At 67.7% G+C, this 16,913-nt stretch carries 14 protein-coding genes; 9 read left to right on the top strand and 5 right to left on the bottom strand.

From position 1 onward, the window contains the following. Positions 1–25 precede the first annotated feature (25 nt). The 7 genes from bioB (at position 26) to AC3AP7_RS15100 (ending at position 5,383) form a co-directional block, all read left to right on the top strand. Positions 26–1,093, top strand: a complete 1,068-nt coding sequence (gene bioB / locus AC3AP7_RS15070) for a biotin synthase BioB (protein WP_475761580.1) — start codon at positions 26–28, stop codon at positions 1,091–1,093. Between the two features lie 216 nt (positions 1,094–1,309). Then, positions 1,310–2,278: a 2-hydroxyacid dehydrogenase gene (locus AC3AP7_RS15075; protein ID WP_475761578.1), complete on the top strand. Its 969-nt coding sequence runs from the start codon at positions 1,310–1,312 to the stop codon at positions 2,276–2,278. Positions 2,279–2,325: 47 nt separating this feature from the next. Further along, positions 2,326–3,252, top strand: coding sequence for a hydroxymethylglutaryl-CoA lyase (locus tag AC3AP7_RS15080; RefSeq protein ID WP_475761575.1), 927 nt, complete (start codon positions 2,326–2,328; stop codon positions 3,250–3,252). Between the two features lie 25 nt (positions 3,253–3,277). Then, positions 3,278–3,799, top strand: coding sequence for a YbaK/EbsC family protein (locus tag AC3AP7_RS15085; RefSeq protein WP_475761573.1), 522 nt, complete (start codon positions 3,278–3,280; stop codon positions 3,797–3,799). Further along, positions 3,796–4,023 (top strand): DUF1289 domain-containing protein, encoded by a 228-nt coding sequence (locus AC3AP7_RS15090; RefSeq protein WP_475761571.1) that lies wholly within the window; start codon positions 3,796–3,798, stop codon positions 4,021–4,023. Before AC3AP7_RS15085 ends, AC3AP7_RS15090 begins: the two co-directional genes overlap by 4 nt. After that, entirely contained in the window at positions 4,020–4,463 is a 444-nt protein-coding gene (locus tag AC3AP7_RS15095) for a MaoC family dehydratase (protein ID WP_475761570.1), read from the top strand. The genes AC3AP7_RS15090 and AC3AP7_RS15095 overlap by 4 nt, the downstream gene beginning before the upstream one ends. Further along, positions 4,460–5,383, top strand: coding sequence for an MBL fold metallo-hydrolase (locus tag AC3AP7_RS15100; protein ID WP_475761568.1), 924 nt, complete (start codon positions 4,460–4,462; stop codon positions 5,381–5,383). Before AC3AP7_RS15095 ends, AC3AP7_RS15100 begins: the two co-directional genes overlap by 4 nt. Before the next feature lie 197 nt (positions 5,384–5,580). On the opposite strand, the gene AC3AP7_RS15105 is transcribed toward AC3AP7_RS15100, so the two are convergent. Then, entirely contained in the window at positions 5,581–6,471 is an 891-nt protein-coding gene (locus tag AC3AP7_RS15105) for an alpha/beta fold hydrolase (protein ID WP_475761566.1), read from the bottom strand. Between the two features lie 310 nt (positions 6,472–6,781). Between AC3AP7_RS15105 and AC3AP7_RS15110 the strand changes: the two genes are divergently transcribed. Beyond that, positions 6,782–7,741 carry an NAD(P)H-dependent flavin oxidoreductase gene (locus AC3AP7_RS15110; protein WP_475761564.1) on the top strand — a complete coding sequence of 320 codons (960 nt, stop codon included), beginning with the start codon at positions 6,782–6,784 and terminating at the stop codon, positions 7,739–7,741. A 264-nt stretch (positions 7,742–8,005) separates the two neighbouring features. On the opposite strand, the gene AC3AP7_RS15115 is transcribed toward AC3AP7_RS15110, so the two are convergent. The 4 genes from AC3AP7_RS15115 to AC3AP7_RS15130 form a co-directional block, all read right to left on the bottom strand. After that, a complete protein-coding gene (locus AC3AP7_RS15115; RefSeq protein ID WP_475761562.1) occupies positions 8,006–11,683 on the bottom strand; it encodes a methylmalonyl-CoA mutase family protein in 3,678 nt (1,225 codons plus the stop codon). A 104-nt stretch (positions 11,684–11,787) separates the two neighbouring features. Then, positions 11,788–12,720, bottom strand: coding sequence for a LysR family transcriptional regulator (locus AC3AP7_RS15120; protein ID WP_475761560.1), 933 nt, complete (start codon positions 12,718–12,720; stop codon positions 11,788–11,790). 176 nt (positions 12,721–12,896) lie between these two features. Then, entirely contained in the window at positions 12,897–13,988 is a 1,092-nt protein-coding gene (locus AC3AP7_RS15125; protein ID WP_475761557.1) for a porin, read from the bottom strand. Positions 13,989–14,636: 648 nt separating this feature from the next. Continuing rightward, positions 14,637–15,092: a hypothetical protein gene (locus tag AC3AP7_RS15130; protein WP_475761555.1), complete on the bottom strand. Its 456-nt coding sequence runs from the start codon at positions 15,090–15,092 to the stop codon at positions 14,637–14,639. A 545-nt stretch (positions 15,093–15,637) separates the two neighbouring features. Between AC3AP7_RS15130 and AC3AP7_RS15135 the strand changes: the two genes are divergently transcribed. Further along, the gene (locus AC3AP7_RS15135; RefSeq protein ID WP_475761553.1) at positions 15,638–16,663 is read left to right on the top strand and encodes a bile acid:sodium symporter family protein; all 1,026 of its coding nucleotides are present in this window, start codon (positions 15,638–15,640) and stop codon (positions 16,661–16,663) included. Positions 16,664–16,913: the final 250 nt, after the last annotated feature.

Here is a 16,913-nt window from a genome sequence, read left to right on the forward strand (position 1 = left end):
CACGCTATTCCAGAGGAGCGATTCCATGACCCAGCTTCACCTCGACCGACCGCAGGCTGCCGACGCGCCCGCGCCCGCATCCGACGTGTCCGCCGCGCGCTGGCGCGTCGCGGACGTCGTCGCGCTGTACGAACTGCCGCTCAACGACCTGCTGTTTCGCGCGCAGCAGGTCCATCGCGAGCACTTCGATCCGAACACCGTGCAACTGTCGACGCTGCTGTCGATCAAGACCGGCGGCTGCGAGGAAGACTGCGCGTACTGTCCGCAATCGGTGCATCACGACACCGGGCTGCAAGCCGACAAGCTGATGGCCGTCGACGACGTGCTCGCCGCCGCGCGCGTCGCGAAGGAGAACGGCGCCACGCGCTTCTGCATGGGCGCGGCGTGGCGCAATCCGAAGGACCGCCATCTCGAACCGATCAAGGACATGATCCGCGGCGTGAAGGCGATGGGCCTCGAAACCTGCGTGACGCTCGGGATGCTCGAACCGCATCAGGCCAAAGGCCTCGCCGACGCCGGTCTCGACTACTACAACCACAACCTCGACACGTCGCCGGAGTTCTACGGCCAGATCATCTCGACGCGCACCTACCAGGACCGGCTCGACACGCTCGAACGCGTGCGCGACGCGGGCATCAACGTCTGCTGCGGCGGCATCGTCGGGCTCGGCGAATCGCGCCGCGAGCGCGCCGGCCTGATTGCGCAGCTGGCGAACATGGACCCCTATCCGGAATCGGTGCCGATCAACAACCTCGTGCAGGTCAAGGGCACGCCGCTGACCGGCACGGATGCGATCGATCCGTTCGAGTTCGTGCGCACGATCGCAATCGCGCGCATCACGATGCCGCGCGCCATGGTGCGACTGTCGGCCGGCCGCGAGCAGATGGACGAAGCGCTGCAGGCGATGTGCTTTTTCGCGGGCGCGAATTCGATCTTCTACGGCGACCAGTTGCTGACGACCGGCAATCCGCAGGCCGAAGCGGACCGCACGCTGCTCGAACGCCTCGGCATGCGCGCGGAGCACGCGCAGCAGTTGCCGCGCGACGCGAGCGGCTGCGCGCACGGCTGCGACGGGCACGCCGCCGCGAACTGAGCGCGCCGGCGGCGGGGCGTATCGCGGATGCGCGCCCTGCCCCGGGCGGACGCCGCACAGGGAAAGTAAAATAGGCGCTCACCCTCACCATGGAGGAGACGCCATGCCGCTCGCCCCGCCCGCCCCGTGCCGTGTGCTAGCGCCGCTTCACGTTGCCGTTGCGCCGACGCGCCCTGAATTCAGGGGCTCCGGCAACCTCGGCCAGCGGTTCGCCCCATGACGCGCGCGACGACCGGTCCGCGCCCGCAGATCATCCTGTACACGCCGTTCGACGACGCACCGGCCTGGCTCGACGACTTCGCGCGCCGGTTGCCCGACGCCGCGCTGCGGACATGGCAGCCGGGCGACGACGCCCCCGCCGATTACGCGATCGTCTGGCGGCCGCCGCGCGACATGCTCGCGGGCCGCACGGACCTGAAGGCGGTCTTCAACCTCGGCGCGGGTGTCGATGCGATCCTCGCGCTCGAACGCGCCCATCCCGGCACGCTGCCGCGCGGCGCGCAACTGGTGCGCCTCGAAGACAGCGGGATGGCCGCGCAAATGGCCGAATACGTCACGCACGCGGTGCTGCGTTATCTGCGCCGCTTCGACGAATACGCGGCACTGCAGGCGCAGCGCCGCTGGCAGGTGCTCGATGCGCACCCGCGCGGCACGTTCACCGTCGGCGTGCTCGGTCTGGGCGTGCTCGGCGCGCATGTGGCGCGCGCGCTCGTGCCGCTTGGCGTGCCGGTGCGCGGCTACAGCCGCGGCGCGCGGCATATCGAAGGCGTCGACACCTTCGCGGGCGACGCGCAATTCGACGCGTTCCTCCGCGGCGTGAAGGTGCTCGTGAACCTGTTGCCGCACACGCCGGACACGCACGACGTGCTGAACCGCAACACGTTCGCGCGGCTCGCGCGCGGCGCGTATCTGGTCAACGTGGCGCGCGGCGCGCATCTCGTCGAGCAGGACCTGCTCGACGCGCTCGCCGACGGGCAGCTTGCCGCGGCAACGCTCGACGTATTCCGCGAAGAGCCGCTCGCGGACGATCATCCGTTCTGGCGCGAGCCGCGCATCACGATCACGCCGCACAGTTCCGCGCAAACGCTGCGTGAGGAAAGCGTCGTGCAGGTCGCGCAGAAGATCGGCGCGCTCGCGCGCGGCGAGCCGATTACTGGCGTGGTGAACCTCGAACGCGGATACTGACGTCACGACGCCCCCATTGAGCCGCCCGATGCGGCAGGAGACTCATCATGACCATCCCGCAAACCGTCAAGATCGTCGAAGTGGGCCCGCGCGACGGACTGCAGAACGAAAAGACCTTCGTGCCGACCGAGGTCAAGGTCGAGCTGATCGACCGGCTCTCGGCGGCGGGCTTTCGCAACGTCGAGGCGGCGTCGTTCGTGTCGCCGAAATGGGTGCCGCAGATGGCGGACGGCGCCGACGTGATGGCCGGCATCGCGCGCCGCCCCGGCACGGTCTATTCGGTGCTCACGCCGAACCTGCGCGGCTTCGAAGCGGCGCTTGCGGCGCGCGCCGACGAGATCGTGATCTTCGGCGCCGCGAGCGAGGCCTTTTCCCAGCGCAACATCAACTGCAGCATCGCCGAAAGCATCGCGCGCTTCGAACCCGTGGCGCGCGCCGCGAAGGAGCACGGACTGCGCGTGCGCGGCAGCGTGTCGTGCGCGCTCGGCTGCCCGTATCAGGGCGAGGTGCCGGTCGCGTCGGTGGTCGATGTCGTCGAACGCTTCGCCGCGCTCGGCTGCGACGAGATCGATATCGCCGATACGATCGGCGTCGGCACCGCGCAGCGTACCCGCGCGGTGTTCGACGCCGTGACGCGGGTCTTCCCGCGCGAGCGCCTGTCGGGCCACTTTCACGACACCTACGGCCAGGCGCTGGCGAACATCTATGCGTCGCTGCTCGAAGGCATCGCGATCTTTCACGCGTCGGTCGCGGGGCTCGGCGGCTGCCCGTACGCGAAAGGCGCAACCGGCAACGTCGCCAGCGAAGACGTGCTGTACCTGATGAACGGTCTCGGCATCGAGACCGGCATCGATCTCGCGCAGCTGGTCGCCATCGGCGACTTCATCTCCGGCGCGATCGGCAAACCGAACGTATCGCGCGCGGGCAAGGCGCTGCTCGCGAAAGCGCGCAGCGAGCAAGGCACGTGCGTCTGATCAATCCGCGACTGGAACCTCCCCGATGACGGACCCTCTCCTCTCCCCCACCGACGATCTCGACGTGCTGCCGGACTCGGCCCGGCGCGTCGCGTTGCTGCTGCGCGAACGCGGCCATGCCGGCCGGATCGTGATGCTGCCGGCGACCGGCAAGACCTCGGCGGAAGCCGCCGCCGGCCTCGGCTGCGAGATCGCGCAGATTGCGAAGTCGATCCTGTTTCGCCGCCGCGACGACGACGCGCCGGTGCTCGTCGTCGCGAGCGGCGCGAACCGCGTCGACGAAAAGAAGGTCGCCGCGCAGGTCGGCGAGCTTGCGCGCGCCGACGCGAAGTTCGTGCGCGAGAAGACCGGCTACGCGATCGGCGGCGTCTGTCCGATCGGACATGCGACGCCGCCCGTCACGCTGATCGACGAGGATCTGCTCGCGCTCGGCAGCCTGTGGGCGGCCGCCGGTCATCCGCATGCGGTGTTCAGTCTGTCGCCGCAGGAGCTGGTCGCGCTGACCGGCGCGCCGGCCGCCGACGTCGCGCTGCGCGAGCCCGCATGAGCACGCATCCGGACGCGGCCGGGCCGGCCGACGCACCGGTGCCTTCGCCGTGCATCAACGTGTGCCGGATGGACGACGTCACGGGCTGGTGCGAAGGCTGCCTGCGCACGATCGACGAGATCGGCGCCTGGCCGCAGTACGACGACGCGGCGAGGCGCGCGGTCTGGGAAGCGCTCGATGCGCGGCACGCGCAGTGGCTCGCGCGTCACGCGCCGCCGCGATGAACGCGCCGCCCCGCGTCGTCACGGTCGGCGAAACCTTCGGCGCGACGCTCGCGCTGAGCGCCGCTTCCGTGAAGGCATTCGCGACGCTGGTGAACGACCTCAATCCGCTGCATCACGACGAGGCCTACGCGGCGCGCAGCCGCTTCGGCGGATTGATTGCGTCCGGCACGCAACCGTCCGCGCATTTCATGGCAATGCTGGCGACGCATTTTTCGCGCTACGCACAGCCGCTCGGCCTCGAATTCGACATCAAGCTCAAGAAAGCGGTGCTTGCCGACGACACGCTGACGATGACGTGGCGCGTCTGCGCCGCGCACTGGAAGGCCTCGCTCGGCGGCGACCTCGTGCAGCTCGAAGGCTGCGCGCTCAACCAGCGTGGCGAAACGGCAATGCTCGGCACCTCGACCCTCCTCGTGATGCCGAAGACCGACGCACGATGACAACGCTGCCTGCATCGATCCGCGTATTCGAGCGCGGCTGGCTGTCGTCGAACAACGTGCTGCTCGTCGACGCCGCGCGCAGCGCACTCGTCGATACCGGCTACGCAACGCATGCCGGGCAGACGCTCGCGCTCGTGCAGCACGCGCTCGGCGAACGGCCGCTCGATCTGATCGTCAACACGCATCTGCACTCGGACCACTGCGGCGGCAACGCGCGTCTGCAACAGCACTGGCCGCGCTGCCGCACCGCGATTCCCGCGGCCGACGCGCAGGCAGTGCGCGCATGGGACGACACGCGCCTCACGTTTCGCGCGACCGCCCAGACGTGCGAGCGGTTCCGGTTCGACGACACGCTCGCACCGGGCATGCAACTGACACTCGGCGCGCTCGACTGGCACGTGCTCGGCGCAGCGGGCCACGACCCGCACGCGCTGATTCTGCATCATGCCGAAGAGGGCATCCTGATCAGCGCGGATGCGCTCTGGGAGAACGGCTTCGGCGTGATCTTTCCGGAACTCGCGGGTGAAAGCGGCTTCGCGGAGCAGCAGGCGGTGCTCGACACGATCGCGGCACGCGATGTGCGCGTCGTGATTCCGGGCCACGGTGCGCCGTTCACGAACGTCGCGCTCGCGCTCGAACGCGCTTACGCGCGCCTTGCATGGTTGCGCGCGGATCCGGCGCGCAATGCGAAGAACGCGCTGAAAGTGCTGATCGTGTTCAAGCTGCTCGAAGTCCGCGCGCTGCGCTTCGACGCCCTGCTTGCGCTGCTCGACAACGCGCCGACGCTGCGCGCGGCCGCCGCGATGCTCGCGCCGCGCACCGCCTGGCCGGCGCTGCTGAGGGAACTGATGACGGGACTGTCGGGCGCGGATGGACCGCTGGCGGTGGACGGCGAGCGCATCGTCGCACGGGGCCGCTAGGCGGCCCCTCGACATGCGAGGCTGACAAAAAGAAAGCCGCGCGCCATGACTGGCGAGCGGCGTAATTCGTTTGACGTGATCAGCGTCGACTCAAATCATACCTTTGCATGCGCGACGGCCGCATCGGTGATTTCCCTGTGGCTGCGCGACGGCCGCAGTATCCGTACGCGCAAGCCTACGCGCGCCTCATGCCGCGCTCAGTGATCGACCGTCGCGAAGAACGCCTGCATTTCGTCGAGCAACGCATCCGGCGCTTCTTCGGGAATGTAGTGCCCGCACGCGAGCGCGCGGCCGCTCACGTCGCGCGCGACATGACGCCATTCCGCGAGCGCATCGAAACACTGCGCGATCACGCCATTTTCGCCCCACAGCACGCGCAACGGACACGCGATCTTGTGACCGCGCTCGATATCCGCGCGATCGTGTTCGAGATCGATGCTCGCGGACGCGCGATAGTCCTCGCACATCGCGTGCACCGCGCCTGGCTGGCGCAACGCGGCGCGATACGCATCGAGCGCCTCGGGCGCGAACGGCGCGAGCCCCGCGTGACGGCCGCCCATCACGCGCTCGACATAGACGTCGGGATTGGCACCGATCAGCGTCTCCGGCAACGGCGCCGGCTGGATCAGGAAGAACCAGTGGAAATACAGCGTGGCGAACCTGCGATCGGTCGCTTCGTACATCGCGAGGGTCGGTGCGATGTCGAGCAGCATCAGGCGCTCGATCGCATCCGGATGATCGAGCGCCATCCGGTGCGCGACACGCGCGCCGCGATCGTGCGCACAGACGAGAAAACGCTCGAAGCCGAAGTGCCGCATCACCGCGATCTGATCGGCCGCCATTGCGCGCTTCGAATAGGTGGCGTGCGCGGGATCGCCGGGCGGCTTGGCCGATGCGCCGTAGCCGCGCAGGTCGGTGGCGATGACGGTGAACTGCTTCGCCAGTTGCGCGGCGCAGCGATGCCAGATCAGGTGCGTCTGCGGATGCCCATGCAGCAGCAGCAATGGCGGCCCCGCTCCGCCCTTGACTCCGTAAATGTCGACGTCGCCGCTGGCGACCCGAAACGGTGTGAAGTCTTCGAAGGACATGGTGTGTCTCTTGTCGTTGTCGGTCAATCCATTGTAGAGGGGCGATGTTTCAACGCGGGGTGGGAAGGCCCACGTAAAGGTAGAACCTGAACACTCCTTCGAACCGCGCTCCCGCCTCGAAGAGGCTGCGCTTCGCCTATAATCGAACGATCGTTCTTATCCGGCGGCGGCAGCGCGGATTGCAGCCACGACGCGCGCTTGCGCACCGTACGCACGATGCCCCGGCTACACTGGGATTCGCCGCCCACGTCAACCATGTCCGCCAGGCCAGGTGCGCCGCGCACCGGCCGGCCCTCAGGAGACTCGCACCATGGCATTGCCCGCCGTCCTGCAGCGCCTTACGCTGCCTGTCGTCGCCTCGCCGATGTTCATCGTCAGCTATCCCGAGCTCGTGCTTGCGCAGTGCAAGGCCGGCATCGTCGGCTCGTTCCCGGCGCTCAACGCGCGCCCCGCGGAACTGCTCGACGCATGGCTCACGCAGATTCAGGCGTCGCTCGCGGAGCACCGGGCCGCGCATCCGGATGCGGTGATCGGGCCGATCGCCGTCAACCAGATCGTTCATCAGTCGAATGCGCGGCTCGAACACGACATCCGCGTGTGCGTCGAGCACAAGGTGCCGATCTTCATTACGAGCCTGCGCGCGCCGGCACGCGAAATCGTCGATGCGGTGCACAGCTACGGCGGCATCGTGCTGCACGACGTGATCAACCTGCGCCATGCGCAAAAGGCGCTCGAAGCCGGCGTCGACGGGCTGATTCTCGTCGCGGCCGGGGCCGGCGGCCATGCGGGCACGATCTCGCCGTTCGCGCTGGTCGGCGAAGTGCGCCGCATCTTCGACGGTCCGATCGTGCTGTCCGGTGCGATCGCAACCGGCGACGCGATTCTCGCCGCGCAGGCGATGGGCGCCGACCTCGCTTACATGGGCACACGCTTCATCGCGACGCGCGAAGCGCATGCGGTCGACAGCTACAAGCACGCGATCGTCGATGCGCAGGCATCGGACATCATCTACACGAACCTGTTCACCGGCGTGCACGGCAACTACATCCGCGAGAGCATCGTCAACGCGGGGCTCGACCCCGATGCGCTCCCCGAGTCGGACAAGAGCAAGATGAACTTCGGCAGCGACAAGGCGAAGGCGTGGAAGGACATCTGGGGCGCGGGCCAGGGCGTCGGACTGATGAGCGATGTGCCGAGCGTCGCGGAGCTGGTCGAGCGGCTCAAGGGCGAATACGACGCGGCGAAAACGCGCCTGGGCATCGCGCACTGACGAGCGCGCTGGTGGCGTGTGCTTGGGCGTGTGCTTGGGCGTGTGCTTGGGCGTGTGCTTGGGCGTGTGCTTGGGCGTGTGCTTGGGCGTGTGCTTGGGCGTGTGCTTGGGCGTGTGCTTGGGCGTGTGCTTGGGCGCTTACATGTGCGCGTGCATGGGCCCGTGCATGGGCACACGCATATGGGCACGCCTTCGCCCGCGCGCGGCCAGTGCGCCCTACGTGCGCACACGGCCTGCGCGCGCCGGCAGCGGCAGCGGCAGCGCTCACATGCTGCGCCGGTACTGCCCGCCCACCTCGAACAATGCGTGCGTGATCTGTCCGAGCGAGCAGACGCGCACCGCGTCCATCAGCACCGCAAATACGTTCTGCTCGTCGATCACCGCGCGCTTCAGACGCGCGAGCGCCGCCGGCGCCGCGTCGCGATGACGTGCCTGAAACGCGCGCAGCCGCGCGAGTTGCGCCTGCTTCTCATCGTCGGTCGAGCGGGCGAGCGGAATCGGCGGCGGCGCATCGTGTGCCTGCGGATTCACGAATGTGTTCACGCCGACGATCGGGTATGACCCGTCGTGCTTGCGATGTTCGTACAGCATCGATTCGTCCTGGATGCGGCCGCGCTGATAGCCGGTTTCCATCGCGCCGAGCACGCCGCCACGCTCGGTGAGCCGGTCGAACTCGGCCAGCACTGCGGCCTCGACCAGATCGGTCAGTTCGTCGATGACGAAGCTGCCCTGGTTCGGGTTCTGGTTCTTCGCCAGCCCCCACTCGCGATTGATGATCAACTGGATCGCGAGCGCGCGCCGCACCGACGCCTCGGTCGGCGTCGTGATCGCCTCATCGAACGCATTCGTATGCAGCGAGTTGCAGTTGTCGTAGATCGCGATCAGCGCCTGCAGCGTCGTGCGGATGTCGTTGAAGTCGATCTCCTGCGCGTGCAGGCTGCGGCCGGACGTCTGCACGTGATACTTCAGCTTCTGGCTGCGTTCGTTCGCGCCGTAGCGCTCGCGCATCGCGACGGCCCAGATGCGGCGCGCGACGCGGCCGAGCACCGTATATTCAGGGTCCATCCCGTTCGAGAAAAAGAACGACAGGTTCGGTGCGAAATCGTCGATCGACATGCCGCGCGCAAGGTACGCCTCGACATAAGTGAAGCCGTTCGCGAGCGTATAGGCGAGCTGCGAGACCGGATTCGCTCCCGCCTCGGCAATGTGATAGCCGGAGATCGACACCGAATAGAAGTTGCGCACGTCGTGCTCGACGAAGTACGCCTGAATATCGCCCATCACCTTCAGGCTGAATTCGGTCGAGAAGATGCAGGTGTTCTGCCCCTGATCCTCCTTCAGGATGTCAGCCTGCACGGTGCCGCGCACGTTTTCCAGCGCGCGGCGGCGCGCGCCGGCGAGCTCGGCCGCGTCCGGTGCCCGCTGCTGCTGCGCGCACTGCGCATTCAGACGCTCGATCTGCTGGTCGATCGCGACGTTGAAAAACATCGCGAGAATTGCCGGCGCGGGTCCGTTGATCGTCATCGACACCGACGTCTCGGGCGCGCACAGATCGAAGCCGTCGTAGAGCGCTTTCATGTCGTCGAGCGTCGCGACCGACACGCCCGAGTTGCCGATCTTGCCGTAGATGTCCGGGCGCTCGTGCGGCTCTTCGCCGTAGAGGGTCACCGAGTCGAACGCGGTGGACAGACGCCGCGCGGGCATCCCGGCCGACAGCAGCTTGAAGCGCCGGTTGGTGCGTTGCGGATCGCCCTCGCCGGCGAACATGCGGGTCGGATCCTCGTTCTCGCGCCGGAACGGAAAGACCCCGGCCGTAAACGGAAAATGGCCGGGCAGGTTATCGAGCATCAGCCAGCGCAGAATCTCGCCGTGATCGACGAACTTCGGCAGCGCGATCTTGCGGATCGCGAGGCCCGACAACGTCGGGACGGCGAGCGCGGTGCGGATTTCGCGATCGCGGATGCGCACGACGTGCTCGTCGCCGGCATACGCGGCCACCGTGTGCGGCCAGCCGTCGAGCAACGCCCGCTCGCGCGTGCCGAGCGCAGCCGCGCGCGCGGCGATCAGCGCATCCAGTTGGGCTGCGGCCGAGGGGGAATTTGCTGCTGGGGCTGTGCCTGTGCCTGTGCCTGTGCCTGTGCCTGTGCCTGTGCCTGTGCCTGTGCCTGTGCCTGTGCCTGTGCCTGTGCCTGTGCCTGCGTTCGAATTTGCCGCGGCATCCGCACCAGCGCTCCCGGACGGACCGCCGTCGTCCGTGCCGGCGGCCAGATCCGTGGCGGCGGAAGACGGCGCGTGCCGCGCGCGGTGCCCTTCATGCGCAGCGAGCGCTTCCAGCAGCATGCGGCGCGCCTCGATCAGTTGCCAGCGTTCGCGCGCGACGCATGCCTGCGCGTCCGCGTGCTGCCGGTAGCCGCGCACCGCCTGCGCGACGTCGGACAGGTAGCGCACGCGCGCGGGCGGCACGATCCAATGGCCGCTGCCCGAATGGCGCACGCGTTCGAGCCGCGGCAGCGCGCCGCCGCCGTCGCGCAGCCCATGCGCGCGCAACGCAGCGGCGAGATGCTGATACAGCGCGGTCACGCCGTCGTCGTTGAAGCGCGATGCGATCGTGCCGAACACCGGCATCGCTTCGGGTGGCTCGGCGAAGCTGCCGCGATTGCGCTGCACCTGCTTCGCGACGTCGCGCAATGCATCGATGGCGCCCTTGCGGTCGAACTTGTTGATCGCCACGCAATCGGCGAAGTCGAGCATGTCGATCTTCTCAAGCTGGCTCGCCGCGCCGAACTCGGGCGTCATCACGTACAGCGACGTATCGACGTACGGCACGATCGCCGCATCGCCCTGCCCGATCCCCGACGTCTCGATGACGATCAGGTCGAAGCCCGCCGCCTTGCAGGCCGCGATCGCCTCGGGCAGCGCGGCGGAAATCTCGCTCGTCGCCTCGCGGGTGGCCATCGAGCGCATGAACACGCGCGCACCGTGACCCCAGTCGCCGATCACGTTCATCCGGATGCGATCGCCCAGCAGCGCGCCGCCGGACTTGCGGCGCGAAGGATCGATCGCGAGCACCGCAATCGACAGCGCATCGCCGTAATCGAGCCGCGCGCGGCGGATCAGCTCGTCGGTCAGCGACGATTTTCCCGCGCCGCCCGTGCCGGTGATGCCGAGCACCGGCACGCGCGCATGCTGCGCGGCGCGGGTCAGCGTATCGCGCAGTGCGCCGTCGACGCTCCCCGCTTCGAGCGCGCTGATCAGTTGCGCGAGGCGGCGGAACGCGCCGGTATCGGGGGCAGACGGGCTGTGCGTGGCGCGGGGGGATCCGGATGCGTGATCGCCGGGCGACGGCGTGCGGCTGCCGAAGCCGTCGGGCGGCGCCGCCGCGTCCCCGCGCAACGCCGCGCGCAACGGCGCCGCATCGAGCCCGGCGAGCATCGCGAGCGCCTGCGCCGTGGCGCCGCCTGTGTCGGCGTCGTCGCGGCAGTGCGCGATCATGTCGTCGATCATGCCTTGCAGCCCGAGCCGCTGACCGTCCTGCGGCGAGTAGAGGCGGGTGACGCCGTCGCGCTGGAGCGCGGCGATCTCGTCGGGCACGATCACCCCGCCGCCGCCGCCGAACACCTTGATGCGCTCGCCGCCGCGCGCGCGCAGCAGTTCGACGAGATAGCGGAAATATTCGACGTGGCCGCCCTGATAGCTCGACACCGCGACGCCGTCTGCATCCTCCTGCAACGCGGCGGTCGCGACTTCGTCGACGGAGCGGTTATGGCCGAGATGGATCACCTCGACGCCGCTTGCCTGCAGGATGCGGCGCATGATGTTGATCGACGCGTCGTGGCCGTCGAACAACGCGGCGGCGGTCACGAAACGCAGCCGCCGCAGCGGCTGCCGCGAACGCGACGGCTCGTGGCCCTCGATGCGTTGCGGCGCGGAAAGATCCGTCATGTCTCCCCCAAGATCGTTGTGCGAGTCGGGATGCTGCTCCCAGTATAACGAAACGATCCCGGGGCTCGCGGCAGCCGCGCCCCCCCGCATGCGCGCCGCGGCGCTCAGCTGACGGCCAGTTGCCTGATCTGGTCGAGCGACGGCCACAGCGCCTCGTCGGCAAAACGCGCCGCCAGAAAATCGACGAAGGAGCGTACCTTCGCGGACAGGTGCCGCCGGCTCGCATACACGACGTGAATCGGCAGTTCGCGCGGCGGCACCTGCTCGACCAGAAGCGGCACGATGCGGCCCGCGGCGAGATCGTCGCCGATCACCTCCGTGCCGAGCATCGCAATGCCCGCGCCCTGCAGCACGAGCACCCGCTGCGCTTCGAGGTGGCTCACGATCAGGTTGCCCGACAGACGCACGCGCGCGCCGCGCTCGCCGCCCGCGCCGAACTCGGGCGCCACGCCGGTGTACTGCAGATAGTTGTGGCTCGCCAGATCGGCCAGCGTGCGCGGCGTGCCGTGCCGGCGCAGATACTGCGGCGATGCGCACAGCACCAGATGCGCGGTCGCGAGCGGCCGCGCGATCAGCGACGACGACTTCAGCCCCGACGGCGACGCGCGGATCGCGACGTCGTAGCCCTCGTCGATCAGCTCGACCACGCGGTCCGACAGCGTGATCTCGACCGTGACCTGCGGATACTGCGCCGCGTAATCGGCCACGGCGCTCATCACGTGACTGAGCCCGAACGCCGACAGCGACGACACCCGCAGCCGGCCCTGCGGCACCACGCTCGCCGCGCTCACCGCCCGCCCGGCCTCATCGAGTTCGGCGAGGACCTGGCTCAGACGCTCGTAGTACTCGCGGCCCGCCTCGGTCGGCGCGACGCGGCGCGTCGTGCGGTTCAGCAGCCGCGCACCGAGCTGCTGTTCGAGATGCATCACGTGCTTGCTCGCCATCGCCGCGGACATCTCCATGCGCTCCGCCGCCCCGACAAAGCTGCCCACTTCGATCACGTGGCGAAACACTTTCATGCTGACGAGGGTATCCATGGCAATCGCTCGCGGCGGGAATCAATCCGCGTCATTTTGCCGTCTTTATCAATCCGGCGTCAGCAAAGCGCGCGGCGGCGCCTGCCAATGGCGAGCGGGCAAAAAAACACCCCCGCCTCGTCGCCGGGGCGGGGGTGCCGGGTTGCCTCGCGGGCGGCCGCCGCGGCGGCACGCCTTTAGAACTTCGAACGGATCCCGACGCCGAACGTATCGCCGGACGACTGGTTCGTGAAATGATCGTACATGTAGGCCGCGTACAGGTCGGTGCGCTTCGACAGCGGATAGTCGTAGCCGAGCGCCGCGGTCTGGCGGGTCTGGTCGAGACCGCCGCCGTCGCGCGAGTACGCGTACGACGCCATCACCGTGCCGGTGCCGAGCGGCACCGACACGCCGCCCTGCGCGGTGTTCACATGCCAGCTGCCGATGGTCTGCGCGTCATACGTGTACATGTACTGACCATAGAACTTGATGAACTTCAGGTCGTACGACATGCCGAGCTGGCCGACGCTCTGGCTCTTCATGCTGGTGAGCCCGACGCTTTGCGCGAGCGAGTCCAGATCGCCAGGCGCGTCGTTGAAGTTCACGTACTGATAGACGCCGGTTGCCGCGAACGCACCGTGGAAATAGAGGAATTGCGCGCTCCACTTCTTCGCGCCGTTCTGGCCCGCCGTATTGCCGAGCCCGTACATCACGTTGGCGGTCAGGCCGTTGTAGCTCGGCGACGAATACTCGATCGCGTTGTTCCAGCCCGAATCGCCGACCACGCCCTGATCGGTCGTGTAGGTCGGGAAGGTGCCGAGGCCGAGGTACGTGTGCCAGACCATCGGCGAGAATTCGTACGAGTCGACGAACGGGTTGAACAGGATCGTCGAGACGAACAGCGGCGTCGTCAGGCGCCCCGCCGACACCGTGCCGTACGGCGACTCGATGCCGACGTACGCGTTACGCGAAAAGAACGTATCGCCGGTGAAGCGGCCGTACTGGCCGTTTTGCGGCAGGAAGAAGTCTTCCAGCGCGAAGATCGCCTTGTAACCGCCGCCCAGGTCTTCGCTGCCCTTCAATCCCCAGTAAGACGTGGACATGCCGCCGCCGGACACCTGCGCCGCGCTTTGTCCGTTCGGAAACTTCTGGGCGCCGACCCATTCGTCGATCTGGCCGTAGAGCTGCACGCTCGACTGGGCAAACGCGGACGACGCGCCGGCCACGAGCCCCGCCGCCAGGCCGAGCTTTGCGGTGGTGGTGAGCGCGCGGCGGAAAGAACTGTTCATGTGATCTCCTGTCTTTGTCGAAAAAAATTCTGGCTGTGCGGCGGGCAAACTCGTGCCAGCGATTGTTCTGCGTCCGCTGGATCGTCGAGCTAATGTGGGCGGGTCTATCTTTGCGGACCATTTATGCGGACAAAAATACGCGTTGTTATTGCGGGTATATCGGTCTGATTAGTTTTGTCGCTTATTGACCTGGCCATGGCGGAGCGCCATTCGGCACGCTGCTCACGCCGATTACGACACCCCGATGCAGCAAGGCTTTGCGGGCAATGCCGGGGATCACGGCCGCCAGTCGCTGCGCACCGGCTGTGCGGCGCGGGCAGAATGCGGCGGCGTCGGCGGCATCCGCAAAGGGCACGAAAAGACGTGGCCGCCGCAAAAGTGTGGCGTACATACGTCACTCCGGCGCGAGAGAACGCGAGAACGAGAGAACGAGAGCGCGCGCGAGACGATGCGGGACGACGCGGGACGACGCGAGACGACGCGGGACAGCGCGGGCGGCGGCCGGCGAAGGGCGAAACCGTCGGCGCGGGCCGCGACGAGGCCCCCGCGCGCCGCGCATGAGCCCCTACGGCGGATCATGCGGACGAAGCGAGACCACCGCACGCGGCGGCACCCAACGACGAGAAACGGAAGTGTGACGACGACCGGCTAAGGCCAGTTGCGGAAGAACGGCAGCGGCGACGAATGCGGCGCATAGCCGGGCGGGCGCGGCACCCGCTGCGGCGCAGCCTCGCGCTCCTCGTTGTAGCGGGTAACATCCGCGCGGATCGAGCCGGCGCGGATCAGCGACGCATCCTCGGGCGGCTGCGGCACCTGACGGCTTTCGGCGCTGACTGGCGTGACCGTGCCCGCGTACCGGACGTACTGGTAGACGCGACGCCCAGCGACGCGGTTGCCGCGTTCGCCCTCGGCGGCCTGCGCGAACGCACGGCGCTCGCGGCGCTGCGCGTGCGCGACCCGGACCGGGCCCGGCGCACCGCGACCGTGGAAGGCTTCTGCGCGAACCGCGTGGCCGCCCCCGTGCGGGTATGCGGGCGCGGCATGGACGAACGGGCACAACGCAGCGAGCCCTGCGCCCATCAGCCATTGCGTTGTCCTCGACACCCGTCCAGCCACCATGTTCCACCTGCCCGAAGACCCGCCTGAAGCGCGCCGTCGGAGTTGCGGCGGCACCTGTTACCGGGCATGCACAACGCGTGCGGATGACGCTGCGCCGCAAGCCCGACGGCCTTTGTGCAGTAATTTATGGGCCGCCCGGAGGGGTGTCGAGTTCAAAAGTGTTAGGCCCGATGCGGGCTTGTAACACCATGTTACGGCCATCCGCAACGGCCTCTTCGCGGATGGCGAAGCCCTTCGCCGGAACGCCTGGGATGCCGAAATTCGCCCCGTAGCGTGCGCCCCTGAAGCACACATCCGGACCGTGCCCGACGATGCGTCACCCCGGTGCGCAGCCGCAAATTCCTGGCCGATCCGCTCGTCCTCACCCCGTCTGGCAAAATCGATGCAGTCAACTCATTAATTGATACTGCAAATGAATTTGCTTTTTTAATGTCTTTAGATTATTAATAGACACGCTCCCGTTCCCAGCCAGGTCCCCACCGCCACGCCGGATGCCCGGTGTACGCGCGATTCGCATTGAGATCGTTCAAATGGTTCGCCCCAAGTACCTCCCCGATAACTTCACGCTCAGTCTCGTCTGCACGGTGGCGCTCGCCAGCCTGCTTCCCGTGCACGGACGCGCGGCGGTCGGGTTCAACTGGCTGACGAACCTCGCCGTTGCGCTGCTGTTTTTCCTGCACGGCGCCAAGCTTTCGCGCGAGGCGATCATTGCGGGGGCGACGCACTGGCGCCTGCATGCGGTCGTGCTGCTGAGCACGTTCGTGCTCTTCCCGGTGCTCGGGCTCGCGCTCAAACCGCTCCTTTCGCCACTTGTGACGCCGGCGCTCTATGCGGGTGTCCTGTTCCTCTGTGCGCTGCCGTCGACGGTGCAGTCGTCGATTGCGTTCACCTCGATCGCCAAGGGCAACGTGCCGGCGGCCGTGTGCAGCGCGTCCGCGTCGAGCCTGCTCGGCATTTTCATCACGCCGGCGCTGGTCAGTCTGATCGTCACGCGGGGCGCAAGCAGCGGCACATCCGCGTGGCACACGGTGTGGAGCATCGTGCTGCAACTGCTGGTTCCGTTCGTTGCCGGACAGTTGCTGCGCCCGGTGATCGGCCGCTGGATCGAACGCCATCGCGGCGTGCTGAAGTTCGTCGACCAGGGCTCGATCCTGCTGGTCGTCTACGGCGCATTCAGCGACGCGGTCACCGAAGGCTTGTGGCATCACACGTCGCTGGGCGCGCTCGGCGGACTGGTGCTGATCAACGTCGTGCTGCTCGCGCTCGCGCTCGCCGCCACGATGTTCGGCAGCAAGCGGCTGGGGTTCAGCCGGGCGGACCAGATCACGATCATCTTTTGCGGGTCGAAGAAAAGTCTCGCATCCGGCGTGCCGATGGCAAAAGTGATTTTCGCCTCCCAGGCGCTCGGCGCCGTCGTGCTGCCGCTGATGCTGTTTCATCAGATCCAGCTGATGGTATGCGCCGCGCTCGCGCAGCGCTGGGGCGCGCGCGACACCAGCGCGGAAAAGGCGTCCGCCTCGCGCGACCGGGGCCACTCGGCCATGGCGCGCCGCTAACACACAGCACGCATCGTAGAACGAATTCACTCTCGCGCCCTCCCTGAGCCTGTCTCGTGAACACCGCCGTGAGGCGGCCTGACAGTGATTTCAGCGCGAAAAGCGACCGCCGTCTGCCTGGCCGGATGGCCAGCGCGCGGCAAACCCGTCGCCGCCACCGCACCAATCCGGTGCGCGCGTTCACTAAAAATTCATTTAATTTGTCGCGCGGCGGGCCGATATGCTGAACGATTCATCGCTTTGGCCCATC

This window comes from Paraburkholderia sp. PAMB 6770, from assembly GCF_057748135.1.